The 15,159-nt window shown below is 68.2% G+C and carries 17 protein-coding genes; 6 read left to right on the forward strand and 11 right to left on the reverse strand.

Annotated elements, in window-relative coordinates:
• Nucleotides 1–35 precede the first annotated feature (35 nt).
• From ACFCV3_RS00795 to ACFCV3_RS00805, 3 genes are read right to left on the reverse strand one after another with little or no spacing between them, the layout of a single operon-like run.
• Nucleotides 36–647: a hypothetical protein gene (locus ACFCV3_RS00795; protein WP_376024839.1), complete on the reverse strand. Its 612-nt coding sequence runs from the start codon at nucleotides 645–647 to the stop codon at nucleotides 36–38.
• Nucleotides 644–1,366 (reverse strand): hypothetical protein, encoded by a 723-nt coding sequence (locus tag ACFCV3_RS00800; protein WP_376024841.1) that lies wholly within the window; start codon nucleotides 1,364–1,366, stop codon nucleotides 644–646. Before ACFCV3_RS00800 ends, ACFCV3_RS00795 begins: the two co-directional genes overlap by 4 nt.
• Complete coding sequence (locus ACFCV3_RS00805; RefSeq protein WP_376024843.1) at nucleotides 1,363–2,064, reverse strand: ATP-binding cassette domain-containing protein; 702 nt, start codon at nucleotides 2,062–2,064, stop codon at nucleotides 1,363–1,365. Before ACFCV3_RS00805 ends, ACFCV3_RS00800 begins: the two co-directional genes overlap by 4 nt.
• Before the next feature lie 121 nt (nucleotides 2,065–2,185).
• Here ACFCV3_RS00805 and ACFCV3_RS00810 point away from each other — a divergent pair, with 121 nt between their 5' ends.
• From ACFCV3_RS00810 to ACFCV3_RS00830, 5 genes are all read left to right on the forward strand, one after another.
• On the forward strand, nucleotides 2,186–3,040 hold the full coding sequence (locus ACFCV3_RS00810) for a sensor histidine kinase (protein WP_376024845.1): 855 nt from the start codon (nucleotides 2,186–2,188) through the stop codon (nucleotides 3,038–3,040).
• Nucleotides 3,037–3,774, forward strand: a complete 738-nt coding sequence (locus ACFCV3_RS00815; RefSeq protein ID WP_376024846.1) for a response regulator — start codon at nucleotides 3,037–3,039, stop codon at nucleotides 3,772–3,774. Before ACFCV3_RS00810 ends, ACFCV3_RS00815 begins: the two co-directional genes overlap by 4 nt.
• 67 nt (nucleotides 3,775–3,841) lie before the next feature.
• Entirely contained in the window at nucleotides 3,842–4,252 is a 411-nt protein-coding gene (locus ACFCV3_RS00820) for a GNAT family N-acetyltransferase (RefSeq protein ID WP_376024848.1), read from the forward strand.
• A 257-nt stretch (nucleotides 4,253–4,509) separates the two neighbouring features.
• Nucleotides 4,510–4,656: a hypothetical protein gene (locus ACFCV3_RS00825; RefSeq protein WP_376024850.1), complete on the forward strand. Its 147-nt coding sequence runs from the start codon at nucleotides 4,510–4,512 to the stop codon at nucleotides 4,654–4,656.
• 20 nt (nucleotides 4,657–4,676) lie between these two features.
• A complete protein-coding gene (locus tag ACFCV3_RS00830; RefSeq protein ID WP_376024852.1) occupies nucleotides 4,677–7,751 on the forward strand; it encodes a BTAD domain-containing putative transcriptional regulator in 3,075 nt (1,024 codons plus the stop codon).
• On the opposite strand, the gene ACFCV3_RS00835 is transcribed toward ACFCV3_RS00830, so the two are convergent.
• The 7 genes from ACFCV3_RS00835 to ACFCV3_RS00865 form a co-directional block, all read right to left on the reverse strand.
• On the reverse strand, nucleotides 7,735–8,475 hold the full coding sequence (locus ACFCV3_RS00835) for an ABC transporter permease (protein WP_376024854.1): 741 nt from the start codon (nucleotides 8,473–8,475) through the stop codon (nucleotides 7,735–7,737). The two genes, ACFCV3_RS00830 and ACFCV3_RS00835, sit on opposite strands and share 17 nt — an antisense overlap.
• Nucleotides 8,472–9,404 carry an ATP-binding cassette domain-containing protein gene (locus tag ACFCV3_RS00840; RefSeq protein ID WP_376024856.1) on the reverse strand — a complete coding sequence of 311 codons (933 nt, stop codon included), beginning with the start codon at nucleotides 9,402–9,404 and terminating at the stop codon, nucleotides 8,472–8,474. Before ACFCV3_RS00840 ends, ACFCV3_RS00835 begins: the two co-directional genes overlap by 4 nt.
• 67 nt (nucleotides 9,405–9,471) lie before the next feature.
• On the reverse strand, nucleotides 9,472–10,134 hold the full coding sequence (locus tag ACFCV3_RS00845; protein ID WP_376024858.1) for an SGNH/GDSL hydrolase family protein: 663 nt from the start codon (nucleotides 10,132–10,134) through the stop codon (nucleotides 9,472–9,474).
• Nucleotides 10,131–11,594, reverse strand: a complete 1,464-nt coding sequence (locus tag ACFCV3_RS00850; protein WP_376024860.1) for an FAD-dependent monooxygenase — start codon at nucleotides 11,592–11,594, stop codon at nucleotides 10,131–10,133. The genes ACFCV3_RS00845 and ACFCV3_RS00850 overlap by 4 nt, the downstream gene beginning before the upstream one ends.
• 93 nt (nucleotides 11,595–11,687) lie before the next feature.
• Nucleotides 11,688–12,788 (reverse strand): serine hydrolase domain-containing protein, encoded by a 1,101-nt coding sequence (locus ACFCV3_RS00855; protein ID WP_376024862.1) that lies wholly within the window; start codon nucleotides 12,786–12,788, stop codon nucleotides 11,688–11,690.
• A 76-nt stretch (nucleotides 12,789–12,864) separates the two neighbouring features.
• Complete coding sequence (locus ACFCV3_RS00860; RefSeq protein WP_376024864.1) at nucleotides 12,865–13,218, reverse strand: DUF2200 domain-containing protein; 354 nt, start codon at nucleotides 13,216–13,218, stop codon at nucleotides 12,865–12,867.
• A 12-nt stretch (nucleotides 13,219–13,230) separates the two neighbouring features.
• Nucleotides 13,231–13,599, reverse strand: a complete 369-nt coding sequence (locus ACFCV3_RS00865) for a YciI family protein (protein WP_376024866.1) — start codon at nucleotides 13,597–13,599, stop codon at nucleotides 13,231–13,233.
• 163 nt (nucleotides 13,600–13,762) lie between these two features.
• On the opposite strand from ACFCV3_RS00865, the gene ACFCV3_RS00870 reads away from it, so the two are divergent.
• Nucleotides 13,763–14,539, forward strand: coding sequence for a phosphotransferase family protein (locus ACFCV3_RS00870; RefSeq protein ID WP_376024868.1), 777 nt, complete (start codon nucleotides 13,763–13,765; stop codon nucleotides 14,537–14,539).
• Between the two features lie 78 nt (nucleotides 14,540–14,617).
• Here ACFCV3_RS00870 and ACFCV3_RS00875 read toward each other — a convergent pair whose 3' ends face one another.
• Complete coding sequence (locus tag ACFCV3_RS00875; RefSeq protein WP_376026425.1) at nucleotides 14,618–15,148, reverse strand: AAA family ATPase; 531 nt, start codon at nucleotides 15,146–15,148, stop codon at nucleotides 14,618–14,620.
• Between the last annotated feature and the right edge of the window lie 11 nt (nucleotides 15,149–15,159).

Below are 15,159 nucleotides of genomic sequence, written 5' to 3' on the forward strand. Positions count from 1 at the left end.
CTAGGAGCCGCTTCTGGGAGATCCGCGGTGCACTGTCAGGCGTCGCGGTGGTGGAAGCGGTGGACTGCGATGGCGCCGAGAGCTGCGATCCACGCGCCGGCGACCAGCAGGCCGGAGACTGGGCTTCCGCCTGGGCGGTAGAGCTCGGCGGCGCCTTGGTCCGGGAGCCAGCGGGCGTGCTTCGTGATCTCGGCCAGCAGGGGCGACAGGACCAGGACCAGGCAGAGCATGCCGACCAACGCCGGCACCAGGTGCCGGACGAGCAGGGCGACCGCGTACGCGAGCAGACCGATGAGCGTCAGGTACGCCGCCGCGCCCACTGGCCGTTCCGACTGCGCTAGGACTGTTGCCATCGCGGTGAGCGCAAGGGTGACGAAGGTCGCGACGGTCTTGCCGATGAGCAGCTGACCACGAGCAGGTACGGCGGTGAGCGACGTACTGAATTGGCGGCCCGCATGCTCGTGCGCGACCGGGATGATTCCCAGGAGCACGAAGCCTGCTTGGACATACGGCACCACGTCGACGGGTTCGCCGGATCGCGACAGCGCGATCGCGATCAGGGCCGAGACTGCGACCGTGCCGGCAATCGTGAGGACGGTGATCGGGAGCGTGCGGAGTTTCGCGACCTCCGCCAGTACGACGTTCATGCGTCCCGGCGGGTGAACACGAACCCGGCGACGATGCAGAACAGCACCGCCCAGCCCGTCATCACCAGACCACCCGGTACGGCGTCGAGGCCGCCTTCGACCGTCCTGACGCCTGCGAAAAGCCTGCGCCCGGCCAGGTCGGGCAGGTAGTGCGCGAGCGGCGTGAGCTTCGACAGCAGGAACGACACGGAGACGAGTGAACTGTTCACGATCAGCACGATCAGCGGAACGACACCATTGCGGATGATGACCGTGATCGCGAAGCCGAGTAGTGCGCTCAGCACCCAGTACAGCGTGCCACCGAGACTGCGCGTCAGCATGAAGTCGACCGGCGATCCAGTCACCACACGCGCGACGGCGATGGCGACCGGCAGGGTGACCACGGCACTCGCGACCACGAGCAGGACGATGGTGACCCCCTTCGCGACCAGGACCCGAACCCGGCCTGCTGTCACCGTCAAGGTGGTGGTGATCTGCCGGCCGCCGCCGGCGTCCGCGTTGTTGGCGGTGTATTCGCTGCTGAAGGCAACGACTCCGATGACGACCGCACCCACCGTCCCGAACGGCATACTCGCGTACGCCGTGTCGAACGACGACCCGGTTGCGTGGCCGGCGTTGAGCACCGTGATCGCCACGGATCCGAACAGCGTGACGGCGAGACCGGCCCAGACCGCGGGCAGCGTGGATGCCTTGCGTAGCTCGGCTCTGAGCGCGTTCATCGGGTCACCCCGGTCAGTGCGAAGAAGGCTTCCTCGAGATCGGCGTACCCGGCCGTCACGTCGGTGACGGTCCCGGTCGTCACGATCCGGCCGCCCGCGATCACCACCAGATCGTCGGCGACGTCGGCCACCTCGGTCATCAGATGGCTGGAGAGCAGCACGGTGCCGCCGGCTTGGGCGAGGCCGCGCAGCAGCCCGCGGATCCAGCGGATGCCCTCCGGGTCGAGTCCGTTGACCGGTTCGTCCAGCACGAGCATCTCGGGCTCACCGAGCAGTGCGGCCGCGATCCCCAGCCGCTGCCCCATCCCGAGCGAGTACTTCGCCACCCGGACCTTGGCGTCCCTCGCCAGACCGACTTCCTCCAGCACCTCGTCGATCCGGCGCTGCGGGATCCCGTTGCTCCGGGCGATCCAGGCGAGATGGTTTCGGGCAGTCCGGGACCGGTGCGCGCCCGACCCCTCGAGCATCGATCCGACGGTACGCAACGGATTCGGCAGTGCTCGGTACGGCTGTCCGTTGAACAGCGCAAAACCACTGTCGGCGCGGTCGAGGCCGAGCAGGATGCGCAGGGTGGAGGACTTGCCCGCGCCGTTCGGGCCGAGGAAGGCGGTCACCCGTCCGGGCCGGGCCTCGAAGCCGACGTGATCCAGAACAGTCCGGGAACGACGGCGTTTGACGACTTGGTCGATCGTGATCATGGGCCCATCCCAGCCGTCGCCCACAGCGCCCGGATCGGTCCCGGGTCCGGACCTCCTCGGCCGAAGGTCTGTCAGACCTAGGTCCGATGTGCGGGAGGCACTGGCTCTCTAGACTGGCCGGATGGAAGCCAGCGATCGGCCCGTACTGCGTTCCCGCGCATGGCCGATCGCACTTGCTCTGCTGGGTTTTCTGCTGCTCATCCTGGTCAGCGTCGGAGCCAGCCCGCGCGCAGCCGCCATCGCCGTCACGGTCACCGTGGTGAGCTGTGCGGCGGCGGTCGTCGCCTGGGCCCTGCTGTACACCCGACGAAGACGGCAGCGGTACGAGGAGGAACTGACCGCGTGGGCCGCCGAGCGGGCGATCCAGGCCGAGCGGTTGCGGATCGCCCGCGACCTGCACGACCTCGCCTCGCACGGGCTCGGTCTCGTCACCGTCCGCGCCGCCGCAGCGCGCACGCTGACCGGACCGGCCGGTGACGCGGAGCGGATCGCCGCCCTGACAGACATCGAGTACGCCGGACGCCAGGCGACCACCGAGCTGCGCCGAATGCTCGCCGTACTGCGGTCTCCGGACGACGACACGTCGCTGCATCCGGCCGAGACGCTTACCGATCTCCCGCGGATCATCTCGCTGGCTCGCACTAGCGGGGTCCGCGCGGAACTGGTGGTCGGTGACGTCGGTGAGGTGTCGGGTGGGGTTCAGCTGACGGTGTGCGCGATTGTTCGCGAGGCCCTCGCCAACACCGCCCGGCATGCCGGGCCGACGCGCGCCGACGTCGCCGTACGACGGGAGGCCGACACGATCCTGATCACCGTCACGGACGACGGGCCTGGGGCGGACTGGGTTCCGCATCCGGGTGGCGGTGCCGGGCTGGCCGGGCTGCGGGAGCGGGTCGGTGCGTTGGACGGGACGCTGGACGCAGGGGCTCGCTCTTCGGGGTACCAGGTCGTCGCGCGACTGCCGGATCGCAGATGAGCGCCGTACGGGTGCTGGTTGTCGACGATCAGCCGCTGATCCGGCACAGTCTGCGGCTCATCGTCGATGGTTCCGGTGACCTCGAGGTGGTCGGGGAGGCCGGCACCGGCGAGGGCGCGGTCACGCAGGCCGTTGAGCTGCGGCCGGACGTCGTACTGATGGACATCCGGATGCCCGGCGGCGACGGGATCGAGGCCACCCGGCGCATCACGACCGACCTGCCGGGGACGCGCGTCGTCGTCCTCAGCATGTTCGAGCTGGACGAGTACGTTCACGCCGCCTTGCAGGCTGGGGCGAGCGGGTTCTTGCTGAAGGATGCGGAGCCGGATCGGCTTGTCGATGCCGTACGGCGGACGCATGCGGGCGAATCGCTGTTCGCCCCCAGCATCCTGACCCGCCTGGTCGAGCACTACCTCGGCCGGGGCCGATCGATGCCCCAAGCAACCACCGCCCAGCTGACCGACCGCGAGGCAGAGGTCCTCACCCTGATCGGCCGCGGCCTGTCGAACCAGGAGATCACCCGCACCCTGACCATCTCGATGGGCACAGCCAAAACCCACATCGGCAACCTGCTCGCCAAACTCCACGCCCGCGACCGCGCCCAACTCGTCATCGCCGCCTACGAGCGAGGCCTGGTAACAGCCCCGCGCCAGGACCACCGGACGCCCACGCCATCACAACTGCGCGCGCACCCCGAATCCACGCCTGGCCAACGGAGATCCAGCCAATTGTGATGGCCTGGCGGTCCGCGATGGGGTACTGCTCGGTGCTGCGGTTGAGTGGAAGAGAGGTAGTCGCGCCATGACCGAACCAGCGATCACCGTTCGCCCAGCCACGTCGGCGGACCGGGCTGAGGTGCACCGGGTGCTGCGCCAGCTGCATCCCGATCTGCCGGAGGAGCTGACGCTGCCGCGGGTGCGGCAGGAGGCTCGGACCTTCGTGGCGCATGACCAGGACGCGGTCGTCGGTGTTGGCGTGGCGACGTTCGTGGACTACGGGTACGGCGCCTACGGGATGATCGAGGAGCTGGTTGTCGACGCGCAGAGCCGGGGCGCCGGGGTCGGGCGGGCGCTGCTCGACGAGTGTCGCGGCTGGCTGATGGGGCTGGGAGCCGAGGTGGTTTTCGTGTCGGCGGTGGATGAGGGAGCCGCGGGGTTTTATCGCACGGCAGGGTTCAGCGACTGCACGGGACCCTGGTTGTTTGTGAGGTAGGTCACAGGAGTCGTGCGTGGGCCGCGGCCCGTGTGATGTGGTCGAAGGACTGACCACGAAGGGGTGCGAATGGACGCGGGTACGGCGGCGGAGCGGTTGGGGTTCCCGGCCGAGGGGTGTGCGCGGATGGCGGCGAACGACGTACAGGTTCCGGAGACTGCAGTCGAACTACATTCATGTGCCGCCCACCGGGCCGCTGGACACGACCGTCTCCGAGCGGTCGATCACCACGGCCGCTCAGTTCTTCCCGCAGTGGTATGCAGCTCGCACCACCCGACGGTGCGCTGACCGCCGACGATCTCGCCCGCGTGCCGCGGGGCACCACGCTCCAGCGGGCGTTCGTCAGTCATCTGAGGTCGGGGCGGCACTTCCATGTCCGCACCGGCATCCGAGAGGTGACGTAGCAGGTGGCAAGATCTGCGGGGTGCAGATCGCGATGCTGGGGCCGTTCGAGGTTCGCGGGGACGATGAGGTCCTTGTGGACGTGCCGGGTGCGCGGTTGCGGGGCTTGCTGGTTGCGCTAGCGCTTGACGCGGGTCAACTGGTTCCGAAGGCGCGGCTGGTGGACTGGGTGTGGGGTGAGCAGCCGCCGGCCGAGGCTGCCAATGCCCTGCAGCGGCTGGTCTCGCGGTTGCGGAAGTTGATCCCCGTCGAGGGTACGCCGGACGGGTACCGGCTCGTGGTCGAGCCGGACGCAGTCGACGCGGTCCGGTTCGAGCGGCTGGTCGGGCAAGGGCGGTTGCGTGAGGCGCTGGACTTGTGGCGGGGCGCCGCGCTCCAGGACGTCGGGCTGCAGGACAGTACGGCGTTCGACGCGGCCGCCACCCGGTTGGAGGGCCTGCGGCTGACCGCGGCCGAGGACTGGTTCGATGCCGAGATCGCGCGGGGTCGGGGTGCCCAGCTGGTCACGGAGCTGACCGATCTGGTCGCAACGCATCCTGTGCGGGAGCGGCTCGTCGGGGCGCTGATGCAGGCACTGGCCGCGAGCGGGCGTGATTCCGAGGCGCTGCTCGTCTACCAGCGCACCCGAGATGCGCTCGTCGAAACGCTCGGCGTCGACCCCTCACCGGAGCTCTCCGCGCTGCATGTCGCGCTCCTGCGCGGCGAGTCGGTACGGCGCGACGAGCCGAACCGCGAGACGAACCTGCGCGCGGAGCTCACCAGCTACATCGGCAAGGCGGCCGATATCGCCGAGGTCCGCGAACTGGTCGCCACCCATCGGCTCACCACTCTGATCGGACCGGGCGGTGCCGGGAAGACGCGGCTGTCGACGGAGGCCGGCCGCACGCTGACCGACGTACTGCCGGATGGTGTGTGGTTCGTGGAGCTCGCGCCGATCGGTACCGAGGCGGATGTCGCCCAGACTGCGATCGCCACGCTCGGTCTGCGGGACGGCCTGCTCGGTGAGGCGGCCGAGGTCGATCCCACCGAGCGTGTGATTGCCGCGTTCCGCGAGCGGGAGGCGTTGCTGATCCTGGACAACTGTGAGCACGTGATCGATTCGGCCGCACGGTTCGCCGAGCGTGTGCTCGGGCAGTGCCCGAGGCTGCGGATCCTCGCGACCAGCCGGGAGCCACTCGGCATCACCGGCGAGGCGCTGTGGCGCGTCGCACCGCTGAGCCTGCCGCAGGCGGACGCCGACGCCGAGTCCTCGCCTGCTGTCCAGCTCCTGCGCGACCGGGCGAGCGCCGTACGGGATCTTGGGAGCGACGCGCACACCCTCGCCACGATGGCCCGGGTCTGCCGAGCGCTCGACGGGATGCCGCTGGCGATCGAACTCGCCGCGGCGCGGTTGCGCACGATGTCCCTGGACCAGCTCGCGGATCGGCTCGACGATGTCTTCCGCTTGCTGACCGGCGGCAGTCGTACGGCGCTCCCCCGGCAGCGCACGTTGCGTGCGGTGATCGACTGGAGCTGGCAACTACTAAGCGACGACGAGCGGATGGTGCTGCGCAGGCTCTCGGTCTTCGCGGGCGGCGCGAGCCTGTCCGCTGCCGAACACGTCTGCGGCACCGCGGATGCGCTGGAGCTGCTGACCGCCCTGACCGAGAAATCGCTGGTGGTTGCCGACAGCAACAAGGCGCCGCGGTACCGGATGCTCGGGATGATCAAGGAGTACGCCGCGCAACACCTTGCCGACGCGGATGAGGTGGAACTGACCCGGCACGCGCATCTCACCTACTTCACCGAGCTGGCCGAGACCGCCGACCCGCATCTCCGCCGCGCCGAGCAGCTGGAGTGGCTGGCGGTGCTGGACGCCGAACACGACAACATCAGCGCGGCGATGCGCGGAGCGATCGCGGCCGGTGAGGCTGCCGCGGCGATGCGGCTCGCCTCGGTTGCCGGTTGGTACTGGTGGCTGAGCGGGCACAAGGCCGAGGGCAACGACCTGATCAAGGCGGCCATCGATACGCCAGGTGAGGTGCCCGACGAGATCCGGGCCTTTGTCTACTCGCTGTTCATCCTGTTTCTGAACTCAGGACCGGGTGACGAGCATCTGGCCCGGGAGTGGATCCATGAGATCCACCGGATCGGCAAGCGCACTCAGCTCGTCAACCCGATGCTGCAGCTGGTCGAGCCGCTGGAACGGATGCTGCAGGTGCCGGGCGACTTCCTGTCGGCCTGGGAACCGCTACTCGACAGCCAAGACCCTTGGGTGCGGGCGCTGGCCCAGCTGCAGCTCGGCAAGATGCGGGTGATCCTCGGTCACGGTGGGTACGAGGCGGACAACTTCCTGCAGGCTGCGGTCACCGAGTTCGAGGCGCTCGGCGAGCGCTTCGGCATCACGTTCGCGCTCTCCGAGTTGGCCGACCGCATCGCCACCCGGGGTGAGTTCGCGACCGCGTGCGCGCACTACGAGCATGCGATCGAGGTCATCGCCGAGATCAGTGGCACCGACGACCTGGTCCGGATGCGGTCGCGGCAGGCTGAGCTCTACTGGCTACTGGACGACCCCGAGCGCAGCGCGGCCGCACTCGCGGAGGCACAACGCCTGGCCGAGCAGGTGAACTGGCCGGGTGCGCTGGCCAATCTCGCTCTCTCCAAAGCGACCCTGGCTCGCTGGCGTGGCGATGCGGCCGATGTGCTTGCCCAGCTGACCACGATCACGGCCCTGCTCGGCGAGGCGGCGGAGCAGTCGAACATCCGCGCCCTCAGGCATGAGCTGCTGGGCTCGATCGCCGAGGATCTCGACGAGGCCCGGGAGCATTGGACGGCAGCCTGCGCGGCCGCGACCGAGACCGGTCATGCCAGCGGGATCGCGGGGCTGCTCGTCGGGGTGGCCGGTTATGCGCTCCGCCGGGAGCGGTACGCCGACGCCGTACGGTTGCTGGCGGCAAGTACCGCCGTACGGGGGTTGGCCGATCGCTCGAACCCGGAACTGGCCCGGATCGAGCAGGCAACGCGCAACCGCCTCAGCGACGCGGAGTACGCCGAGGCGGCTGCGGAAGGTGCGCAAGCGGACTGGAACCAGCTGGTCGCGGTCACGCTCGCTTCGTGAACGTGGACGAGGCCCAGAAGTAGCCGACGATCGCGATCGCGAGGCACCAGGCGACGGCCTGCAGTACGTCGGAGGTCTGCGGAGTGCCGTTGAGGAATCCGCGCAGGGTCTCGATGATCGGAGTGAAGGGCTGGTACTCCGCGAACTGCTTGACCCCCGGACCCATCTTGTCGGCCGGCACGATCGCGCTGCTGAAGAACGGCAGCATGACCAGCGGTACGGCGGCCATCCCGGCCGTCTCCGGCGATTTCGCCGACAGGCCGAGGGCAACGGTGAACCAGCCGACCGAGATCGCGAGCAGCAGGACGACACCGAGGACAGCGAGCCAGTCGGCGAGACCGGCCGACGGGCGGAAGCCGAGCGCGAACGCGACGCCGAGCAGCGCGACGATCGCGATCAGGTTGATCAGCACGCTGGACACGACCTTGCCGGTCAGGACCGCCGACCGCGGGACGTCCATCACCTTGAACCGGTTGATGATGCCCTTGGTCATATCGGCGTTGGCGGCGATCGCCGTACCGCCGAGGCCGTAGCAGACGGCCAGCAGGATCATCCCCGGGGTCGCGTAGTCGACGTAGTCGACGCCGACGCTGAACGCGTCACCCAGCAGGTAGACGAACATGAACATCATCACGACCGGCATCAGGATCGCGTTGAAGATACTGGTCGGGTTGCGGACGAGGTGCTTGACGTCGCGGCGCACCATGGTGCTGGTCGGGTTCATGATGCGGATACCTCCGTGGCGTGGCCCGTCAGGGCGAGGAAGACGTCGTCGAGATCAGGGGTGTGCACCGAGAACTCCTCGGCACTGAGGGCGTACTCGTCGAGCCGGTTCAGCAGGTCGCGCAGCGAGCTCGTCCCGGCGTCGCTGGGGACTCGCAGAGTCAGGGACTCGTCGTCGCGGGTGGCGTCGGCGAACAGCTGCGCGGCCGCCGCGAGCTGCTCGGCATCGGCGAACCGGAGCCGGACATGCGTCCCCGGGATCTGCCGCTTGAGCTCGTCAGGGGTGCCCAGGGCAACCAACTTGCCCTGGTCCAGTACGGCGACCTGGTCCGCGAGCTGATCGGCCTCGTCGAGGTACTGGGTGGTGAGGAAGATGGTCACGCCGTCGGCGACCAGCTCCCGGATGATCGTCCACATCGTCCGCCGGCTGCGCGGGTCGAGCCCGGTCGTCGGCTCGTCCAGGAAGATGATCCGCGGGCTGCCGACCAGCGTCATCGCCAGGTCGAGCTTGCGCCGCATACCGCCCGAGTACGTCGACGCCGGCTGCTGCGCGGACTCCGTCAGGTCGAACCGCGCCAGCAGCTCGGCGACGGTCTTCCGGTCGGTTCCCGGGCTGAGGTCGACCATCAGCTCCAGGTTCTCCTGGCCGGTGAGCAGCTCGTCGACGGCCGCGAACTGGCCGGTCACCCCGATCGCCTTCCGCACTGCCTTCGCGTCGGTGGCGACGTCGTACCCGGCTACCTTCACGGTGCCGGCGTCGGCCCTGAGCAGGGTGGTCAGCACGTTCACGGTCGTCGTCTTGCCGGCGCCGTTGGGGCCGAGCAGCGAGAAGACCGTGCCCGCGGGAACGTCCAGGTCGATGCCGTCCAGGACGATCTTGTCCTTGAATGTCTTGCGCAGCCCCGAGACTGCAATCGCCGTTTCTCTCATGCCTCCAGCATCGGCAGGTGGTCAGACACCGCTCTGACACGGCGCTGACGCACCTGCCTGCACCGTGTCAGGCAACCAGTTGGAGCCAGGCCTCGGCGAGCGCGGCGTGACCAGCCGGAGTGGGGTGGACGCCGTCCTCGGCCCAGTGCTCGGGCTCGGCGACCGCGCAGAGCTCGGCGAAGATCCGGTCGGCCGGCAGCAGCTCGGCGCCGTACTGGCGGGCCAGGTCGTTGACCACCTCGATCTTCGGGTCCAGGTCCGCACGCCACTGCTTGCGGAGTGCCTCGTCGATCCGCAGCTCCCCGTGTTCGAGCGTGCCCCGGATCGGCAGCATGAACGATTCGATCAGGATGAGCTGTGTACCGGCCTCGGCGAGTGGGGTCAGCAGGCGCTCGTAGCCTGCGCGGTACTCCGCGGCCGTGATCACTCGACCATTCTCGGGATCGAACGACCACCAGGCGGCGTCATTGCCTCCGACCATGATCGATACGACATCGGGTTCAGCGGCCAGTACGTCGTTGTGCCAGCGGGCTTCGAGGTCCATCACCTTGTCTCCGCGCCAGCCGGTGTTCAGCCAGGTCACCGGCCGATCCGGGTGCCGGAGTCCCCACTCCCCGGCGACGCGCAGCGGATAACCCGTGCCGAGTCCGTCCGGATCCTCGAGGCGGTGGGAGTCGGTGACCGAGTCGCCGGTGAACATCACCGTGCTGCCCGCCTTGAGCGTGATCATGCGAACCACCGCTTCGCGGCCTGCTCGACCCCGTCCCGATCGGCATCCCCGGCCCACGCCACCACGCCATCCGGCCGGACCAGTACGGCGGCCAGTCCGAGATCGTCGGTCGCCCGGCCGGCGGCGTACCGGAAGTTGCTGTTCAGCTCGGCATCGGCGAGTTCTCCGGTGAAGTCGAGCAGTACGCCGTGGCCGTCCTGCATCAGGTCGGCGAGCCGGGCGCCATCCGCCAGGCGGAACTCCGGTGCGATCCGTCCGACCAAGGGGTGCTCGCTGCCGAGGTCGTAGCGGTTCACCATGCCGGAGATCTTGCTGTAGATGTACTTGGAGCCATCGGGGGTGTCGAGCAGATCGCGCATCACGGCTTTGATGGCTCGGCCGTGCGGGCCTGGTTTCAGAACCGTCACCTGGGCGCGGGTCCAGTCGAGGACCCACTCGCCGATCGGGTGCCGCTCGGTGGTGTAGGTGTCGAGCAGCCCGTCCGCCGCATTGCCCTGGATGGTCGCCGCGAGCTTCCAGCCCAGGTTCATCGCGTCACCGAGACCGCAGTTGAGCCCTTGCCCACCCAGCGGCGAGTGGATGTGCGCGGCATCGCCGGCCAGCAGTACACGGCCCTTCCGGTACGTCGTCGCCTGCATCGCGCGGTCCGTGTACGTCGACGCCATCCGGACCTCGGTCAGCGTCACATCGGTCCCCGACACCCGCCGCAGTACCTCCTGCAGGTGGTCCTTCGTCGGCTCCTGCGTCCGGTCGTAGGCGCCGCCGTCGAAGTCCATCACGCCGATGTGGCCGGGGGTCCACGACATCATCACGTACAGGCCGTTCGGGGTCGGGTTGAAGCCCGGATTGAGCTTCGCCGGATCGAACTCGGCCTGGAAGGTGTAGCCGGTGAAGAGCGGTTCAGTCCCGACGAACTCGAACCCGGCCAGCTTCCGGACCGTGCTGCGGCCGCCATCGGCACCGACGACCCAGCGCGCGGCGTACTCGTCCTGGCCGGTCCGGACGGTGACGTGGTCGTCGTACTGCGTGAGGTCGGTGACGGCCTCGCCGCGGCGGACCTCCACGCCGTACTTGATCGCACGGTCCTCGAGGACCTGCTCGACGTGGGCGAGGTCCGTCATCAGGGCTTCGGGGGCCGGGGTCGGTAGCCGGTACGGCATGCTTTTGACGTCGATCTTGGCCGGGTCGATCATGATGCCGGCGAAGTGCCCGACCCCCTGCAGAGTCGCGGGTTGGTCCACGAGCTCGTCGACGCCTAGCAGCTCCCCCAGCATCCCGCGCCGGTAGAACCCGGCCAGCGAAGCTGCCATCAACCCCCGCACGCCGAGCGGCGCCGCGCGCAAAGCCGACCCCGCCTCGGGCTCACGCTCGAGCACCACCACTGACAATCCCCGCAGGCCGAGTTCGCACGCGAGGTACAACCCGACTGGTCCGGCACCGGCTATCGCTACGTCGTACATGAGATCTCCCTGTCCTTGAGTCACGGGAAGACCTTCACACCGGTGGCTTGTAGGGCGCTGACATCGGACGCATTTCAGTGCTGGCACCGAATCTCAGCGGCAGAGTGCGTTGCCGATCAGTTGGTCCGCTAGCTTTTGCTGACGGAGGGCGTCGGCCCATTCGCGGCCGAGGACGCTCGACATCGAGACGACCGCGCTGCGGCGTCCGTCCGTCGTAACTCCGGTCTCCGTGATGAAGCCGCCGTCGCCGCCACCGTGTCCCCAGTACTCGCCGCCGCACGGCAGCGGTCGCTTGAAGATGCCGAGACCGTACTGGCTGTCGGGCATCAGCTCTGCGACCTGAGGGTCGAGGTCGCTGAGGTTGGTGGTCATCTCGGTCAGCTGGGCGGGCTTGAGGAGCCGCCCGTCGAACAGGGCCCGGAAAAACTCGTTGAGGTCCGCGGTCGTCGACACGAGCGAGCCGTCTTGGTCGTTCAGGACTTGTTCGGTGACGTCGATCAGTCTCTCGAATGGCTGGTACGACCGGGCGTGCGGATGCGGCAGCATCGGGCTGCGATCGGCCCGCGTGTGGTGCAGGCCGAGCGGGCGGATCACGCGCTGCCGGAGTACGTCGTACCAGTCTTGGCCGGTGGCCTTTTTGATGATCATGCCGAGCAGCACGTAGCCGATGTTGGAGTAGTGCCAGTCGGTGCCGGGCCGTGGTTCGTGGCGCAGGGTGCGGGCGACCAGGTCGGCCGACGTGTAACGGTCGAAGCGGTGCCGATAGAAGTCCGCCTCGGTGGCGAAGTCGGGGAAGTCGTCGCGTAGTCCGTGTGTGTGCTGGAGGAGCTGGCGGATGGTGATCCGGCGGCCGTCGTTGCCGTTGCCCCGGATCAGCCCGGGCAACCACCGCTCGACCGTGTCGTCCAGCGACAGCCGTCCGTTGCCCACCAACTGCAGCACCACGACAGCCTTGAAGGTCTTGCCTGTACTCGCGATCCGGAAGTACCCGTTCGACGGGACCGGACGGTTGGTGTGGAGGCTCGCCACGCCGGCGGTCGCGACCTCGGTTTTTGTTCCGACCGCCCGGGCCTGCACTCCGGTGACACCGGCTGCATGGATCGCCGCGGTGTCCCTTGTCAGCTGGTGTGCTGGGGCTGCGATCGCGGTTCCCGCCGTACCGATTGTTGCCATCACTGCCGCAAGGATTCTCATGGTTCGAACGCTAGATCTGCGGCCGGACGGCTCCCAGGGGCTTATCCCCCGGAAGAAATCGCGCGGAAGGTATTGACTAGGCCGTCCGGAGGATCTTGGCCATCGCCTTGCCACGGGCCAGCTCGTCGACGAGCTTGTCGAGATACCGGATCTCGCGCATCGTCGGCTCCTCGATGTCCTCCACGCGAACCCCGCAGACCACGCCCTTGACCAGGGCACGGTCCGGATTCGGCCGCGGCGCCTCCGCGATGAAGGTCTCGAAGTCGACCTCCTTCTCCAGCTGCGCCGCCAGCTCATCCGGGCTGTACCCCATCAGCCAGCAGATGACCTCGTCCACCTCCGCCTTGGTCCGCCCCCTGCGCTCCGCCTTGGCGACGTACAAGGGGTAGACACTCGCAAAGCTCGTCGCATAGATCCGAGGTTTCGCCATACCTCCAGGGTGTCACTCCAGCTCAGGGTCGTACATGAACTTGCGGACATCCTGCGCACACCGGCACGCCGCGGCCACCTTCGCCGCCCACTGGAGGGCCTCTTCCCTCGTCGGCACCTCGACGACGAACACGCCGCCGATCAGCTCCTTGCTCTCCGGATAAGGCCCGTCGGTGACCAGCCCGTCGGTCGAGACCACTGCGGGCTCCGCGGCGTACAGCGGGTCCTCGGTGTCGTAGTGGATGCCACCGGTGAAGACCAGCACGCCCGCATCCTTGGCCTCCCGGCAGACCGCATGCGAATCCTTACCCACCTGCTCGAACTCCTCGTCGGGGATGTGATCCATCGCGCCCTTGTCGAACGAGATCAAGTACCTGGCCATCTCAGCACTCCCATTCCGGCAGCCACTCAGCCACCTCTCACCCCTGCAACGAACCGCATCCACCCAATCCGACACCCTATGACCTGTCTCCGAAGAACAGGGTCCTGCCGTTCGGAGGATAAATGCGCTGCGCCGCGTAGTCGTTCCCGCGATACTCGCCGGTGTGGATGAGGTGCAGATCGTCGTCGCCCACAGCGAGCGCGCAACGCTCCGCGTGGGCGACGTCTTCTTGAAGGTCGACTCCAACCGGGCCAACCTGGAGGTTGAGGTCGCGGCGATGGGGCTGGCTCCCGTCCCGACCCCGAAGGTCCTCTGGCACAACCCGCCTGCACTCGCCCTGGCCGCCGTTCCCGGTACCGCCCTCGGTGTCCTCGGCAAACCCTCCCCCGCCTCGCCGGCCGCCTGGGCTGCCGCCGGCGCCGCCATCCGCCGGCTCCATGAGGCCCCGTTACCGCCTTGGCCTGGCCGTCCTCTCGACCACATCAGAACGAAGCTTGACGCCGAATGCGAGTGGCTGATCGCGAACGCCGTACTCCCCTCCGCCGTCATCGAGCGCAACCGCGAGATCGCCGAAGCCGCCCTCCGCCCGTACACCCCCGCCTTCACCCACGGCGATCTGCAGATCACCCACGTCTTCACCGAGAACGACGCCGTCACCGCCATCATCGACTGGTCCGAAGCCGGCCAGGACGACCCCCTCTGGGACCTCGCCACCCTCACCCTCGGCCACGAGGACCGCCTCCCCCACCTCCTCACCGGGTACGGCGAGGACGTGGACCACGAAGTCATCCGCGCCTGGTGGTCCCTCCGCAGCCTCTCCGCCGCCCGCTGGCTCCTCGAACACGGCTTCGACCCCAACACCCCCGGCGCCGAATTCGACGTACTGCGAGCATGTGAAGCACCGGAGCCGTCGATCGGCAGCACGAAGGACAGCAGATAGTTGCCTTTGGCGCGCTCGGCAGGAGCGCGTGCGGCGTGAACTACCCCGGACGCCCACCACACATCCTGTCCTTCGTGCTCATGGCCGCGACAGGTAGGCCAGAGCTGTCGGCAGGTACTCCGAGAGTGGTGTGGAGGTGTCTACAACCAGGTAGTCAGCAGCCGGCCGCTGCATGTTCTCCGCTGCGCGTACAAACTTCTCCACTTCGTCCGGCGTCGACTCGTGATCCACCGGCGGACGATCAATACTCAACCGTTGACTGCGTAGACGCTTCCTGGTGCGGAGCCTCGAGTCGACGAGCGCCAAGTCGGCCGTCTTGCACTCGATGTACTTGTAAGCCGCCCCATGTTCCTTCGCCATCGTCTGCCCCTCCAGCAGAATCCTGGGCCAGAAACACGGACTGTCGATGATCACGCAACTACCACCACCAAGAGCATCCCGAGCCAACGCATAAAGCACCTCGTACGACGCCCGCCCGCTCAGCTCAACCGCAACCCCGGCCTCGAGCAGCCCGCTCTTCACCACATCATGATCAAGCCGAACCGCCCCAACCGCCCGAGCAACCTCCTTAGCTAACGTCGTCTTCCCCGACCCCGGAACCCCCGACATCTGCAACAAGA

The organism is Kribbella sp. NPDC056345 (assembly GCF_042262745.1).
Lineage (GTDB): Bacteria > Actinomycetota > Actinomycetes > Propionibacteriales > Kribbellaceae > Kribbella.

Excerpts from the sequence above, each read along its gene's own strand:
- ACFCV3_RS00845 (WP_376024858.1), bottom strand. The coding sequence starts at position 10,134 with ATGATCACGCTCAAGGCGGGCAGCACGGTGATGTTCACCGGCGACTCG.
- ACFCV3_RS00795 (WP_376024839.1), bottom strand. The coding sequence starts at position 647 with ATGAACGTCGTACTGGCGGAGGTCGCGAAACTCCGCACGCTCCCGATC.
- ACFCV3_RS00835 (WP_376024854.1), bottom strand. The coding sequence starts at position 8,475 with ATGAACCCGACCAGCACCATGGTGCGCCGCGACGTCAAGCACCTCGTC.
- ACFCV3_RS00810 (WP_376024845.1), top strand. The coding sequence starts at position 2,186 with ATGGAAGCCAGCGATCGGCCCGTACTGCGTTCCCGCGCATGGCCGATC.
- ACFCV3_RS00800 (WP_376024841.1), bottom strand. The coding sequence starts at position 1,366 with ATGAACGCGCTCAGAGCCGAGCTACGCAAGGCATCCACGCTGCCCGCG.
- ACFCV3_RS00840 (WP_376024856.1), bottom strand. The coding sequence starts at position 9,404 with ATGAGAGAAACGGCGATTGCAGTCTCGGGGCTGCGCAAGACATTCAAG.
- ACFCV3_RS00860 (WP_376024864.1), bottom strand. The coding sequence starts at position 13,218 with ATGGCGAAACCTCGGATCTATGCGACGAGCTTTGCGAGTGTCTACCCC.
- ACFCV3_RS00805 (WP_376024843.1), bottom strand. The coding sequence starts at position 2,064 with ATGATCACGATCGACCAAGTCGTCAAACGCCGTCGTTCCCGGACTGTT.
- ACFCV3_RS00825 (WP_376024850.1), top strand. The coding sequence starts at position 4,510 with ATGCAGCTCGCACCACCCGACGGTGCGCTGACCGCCGACGATCTCGCC.
- ACFCV3_RS00855 (WP_376024862.1), bottom strand. The coding sequence starts at position 12,788 with ATGAGAATCCTTGCGGCAGTGATGGCAACAATCGGTACGGCGGGAACC.
- ACFCV3_RS00815 (WP_376024846.1), top strand. The coding sequence starts at position 3,037 with ATGAGCGCCGTACGGGTGCTGGTTGTCGACGATCAGCCGCTGATCCGG.
- ACFCV3_RS00875 (WP_376026425.1), bottom strand. The coding sequence starts at position 15,148 with ATGTCGGGGGTTCCGGGGTCGGGGAAGACGACGTTAGCTAAGGAGGTT.
- ACFCV3_RS00850 (WP_376024860.1), bottom strand. The coding sequence starts at position 11,594 with ATGTACGACGTAGCGATAGCCGGTGCCGGACCAGTCGGGTTGTACCTC.
- ACFCV3_RS00820 (WP_376024848.1), top strand. The coding sequence starts at position 3,842 with ATGACCGAACCAGCGATCACCGTTCGCCCAGCCACGTCGGCGGACCGG.
- ACFCV3_RS00865 (WP_376024866.1), bottom strand. The coding sequence starts at position 13,599 with ATGGCCAGGTACTTGATCTCGTTCGACAAGGGCGCGATGGATCACATC.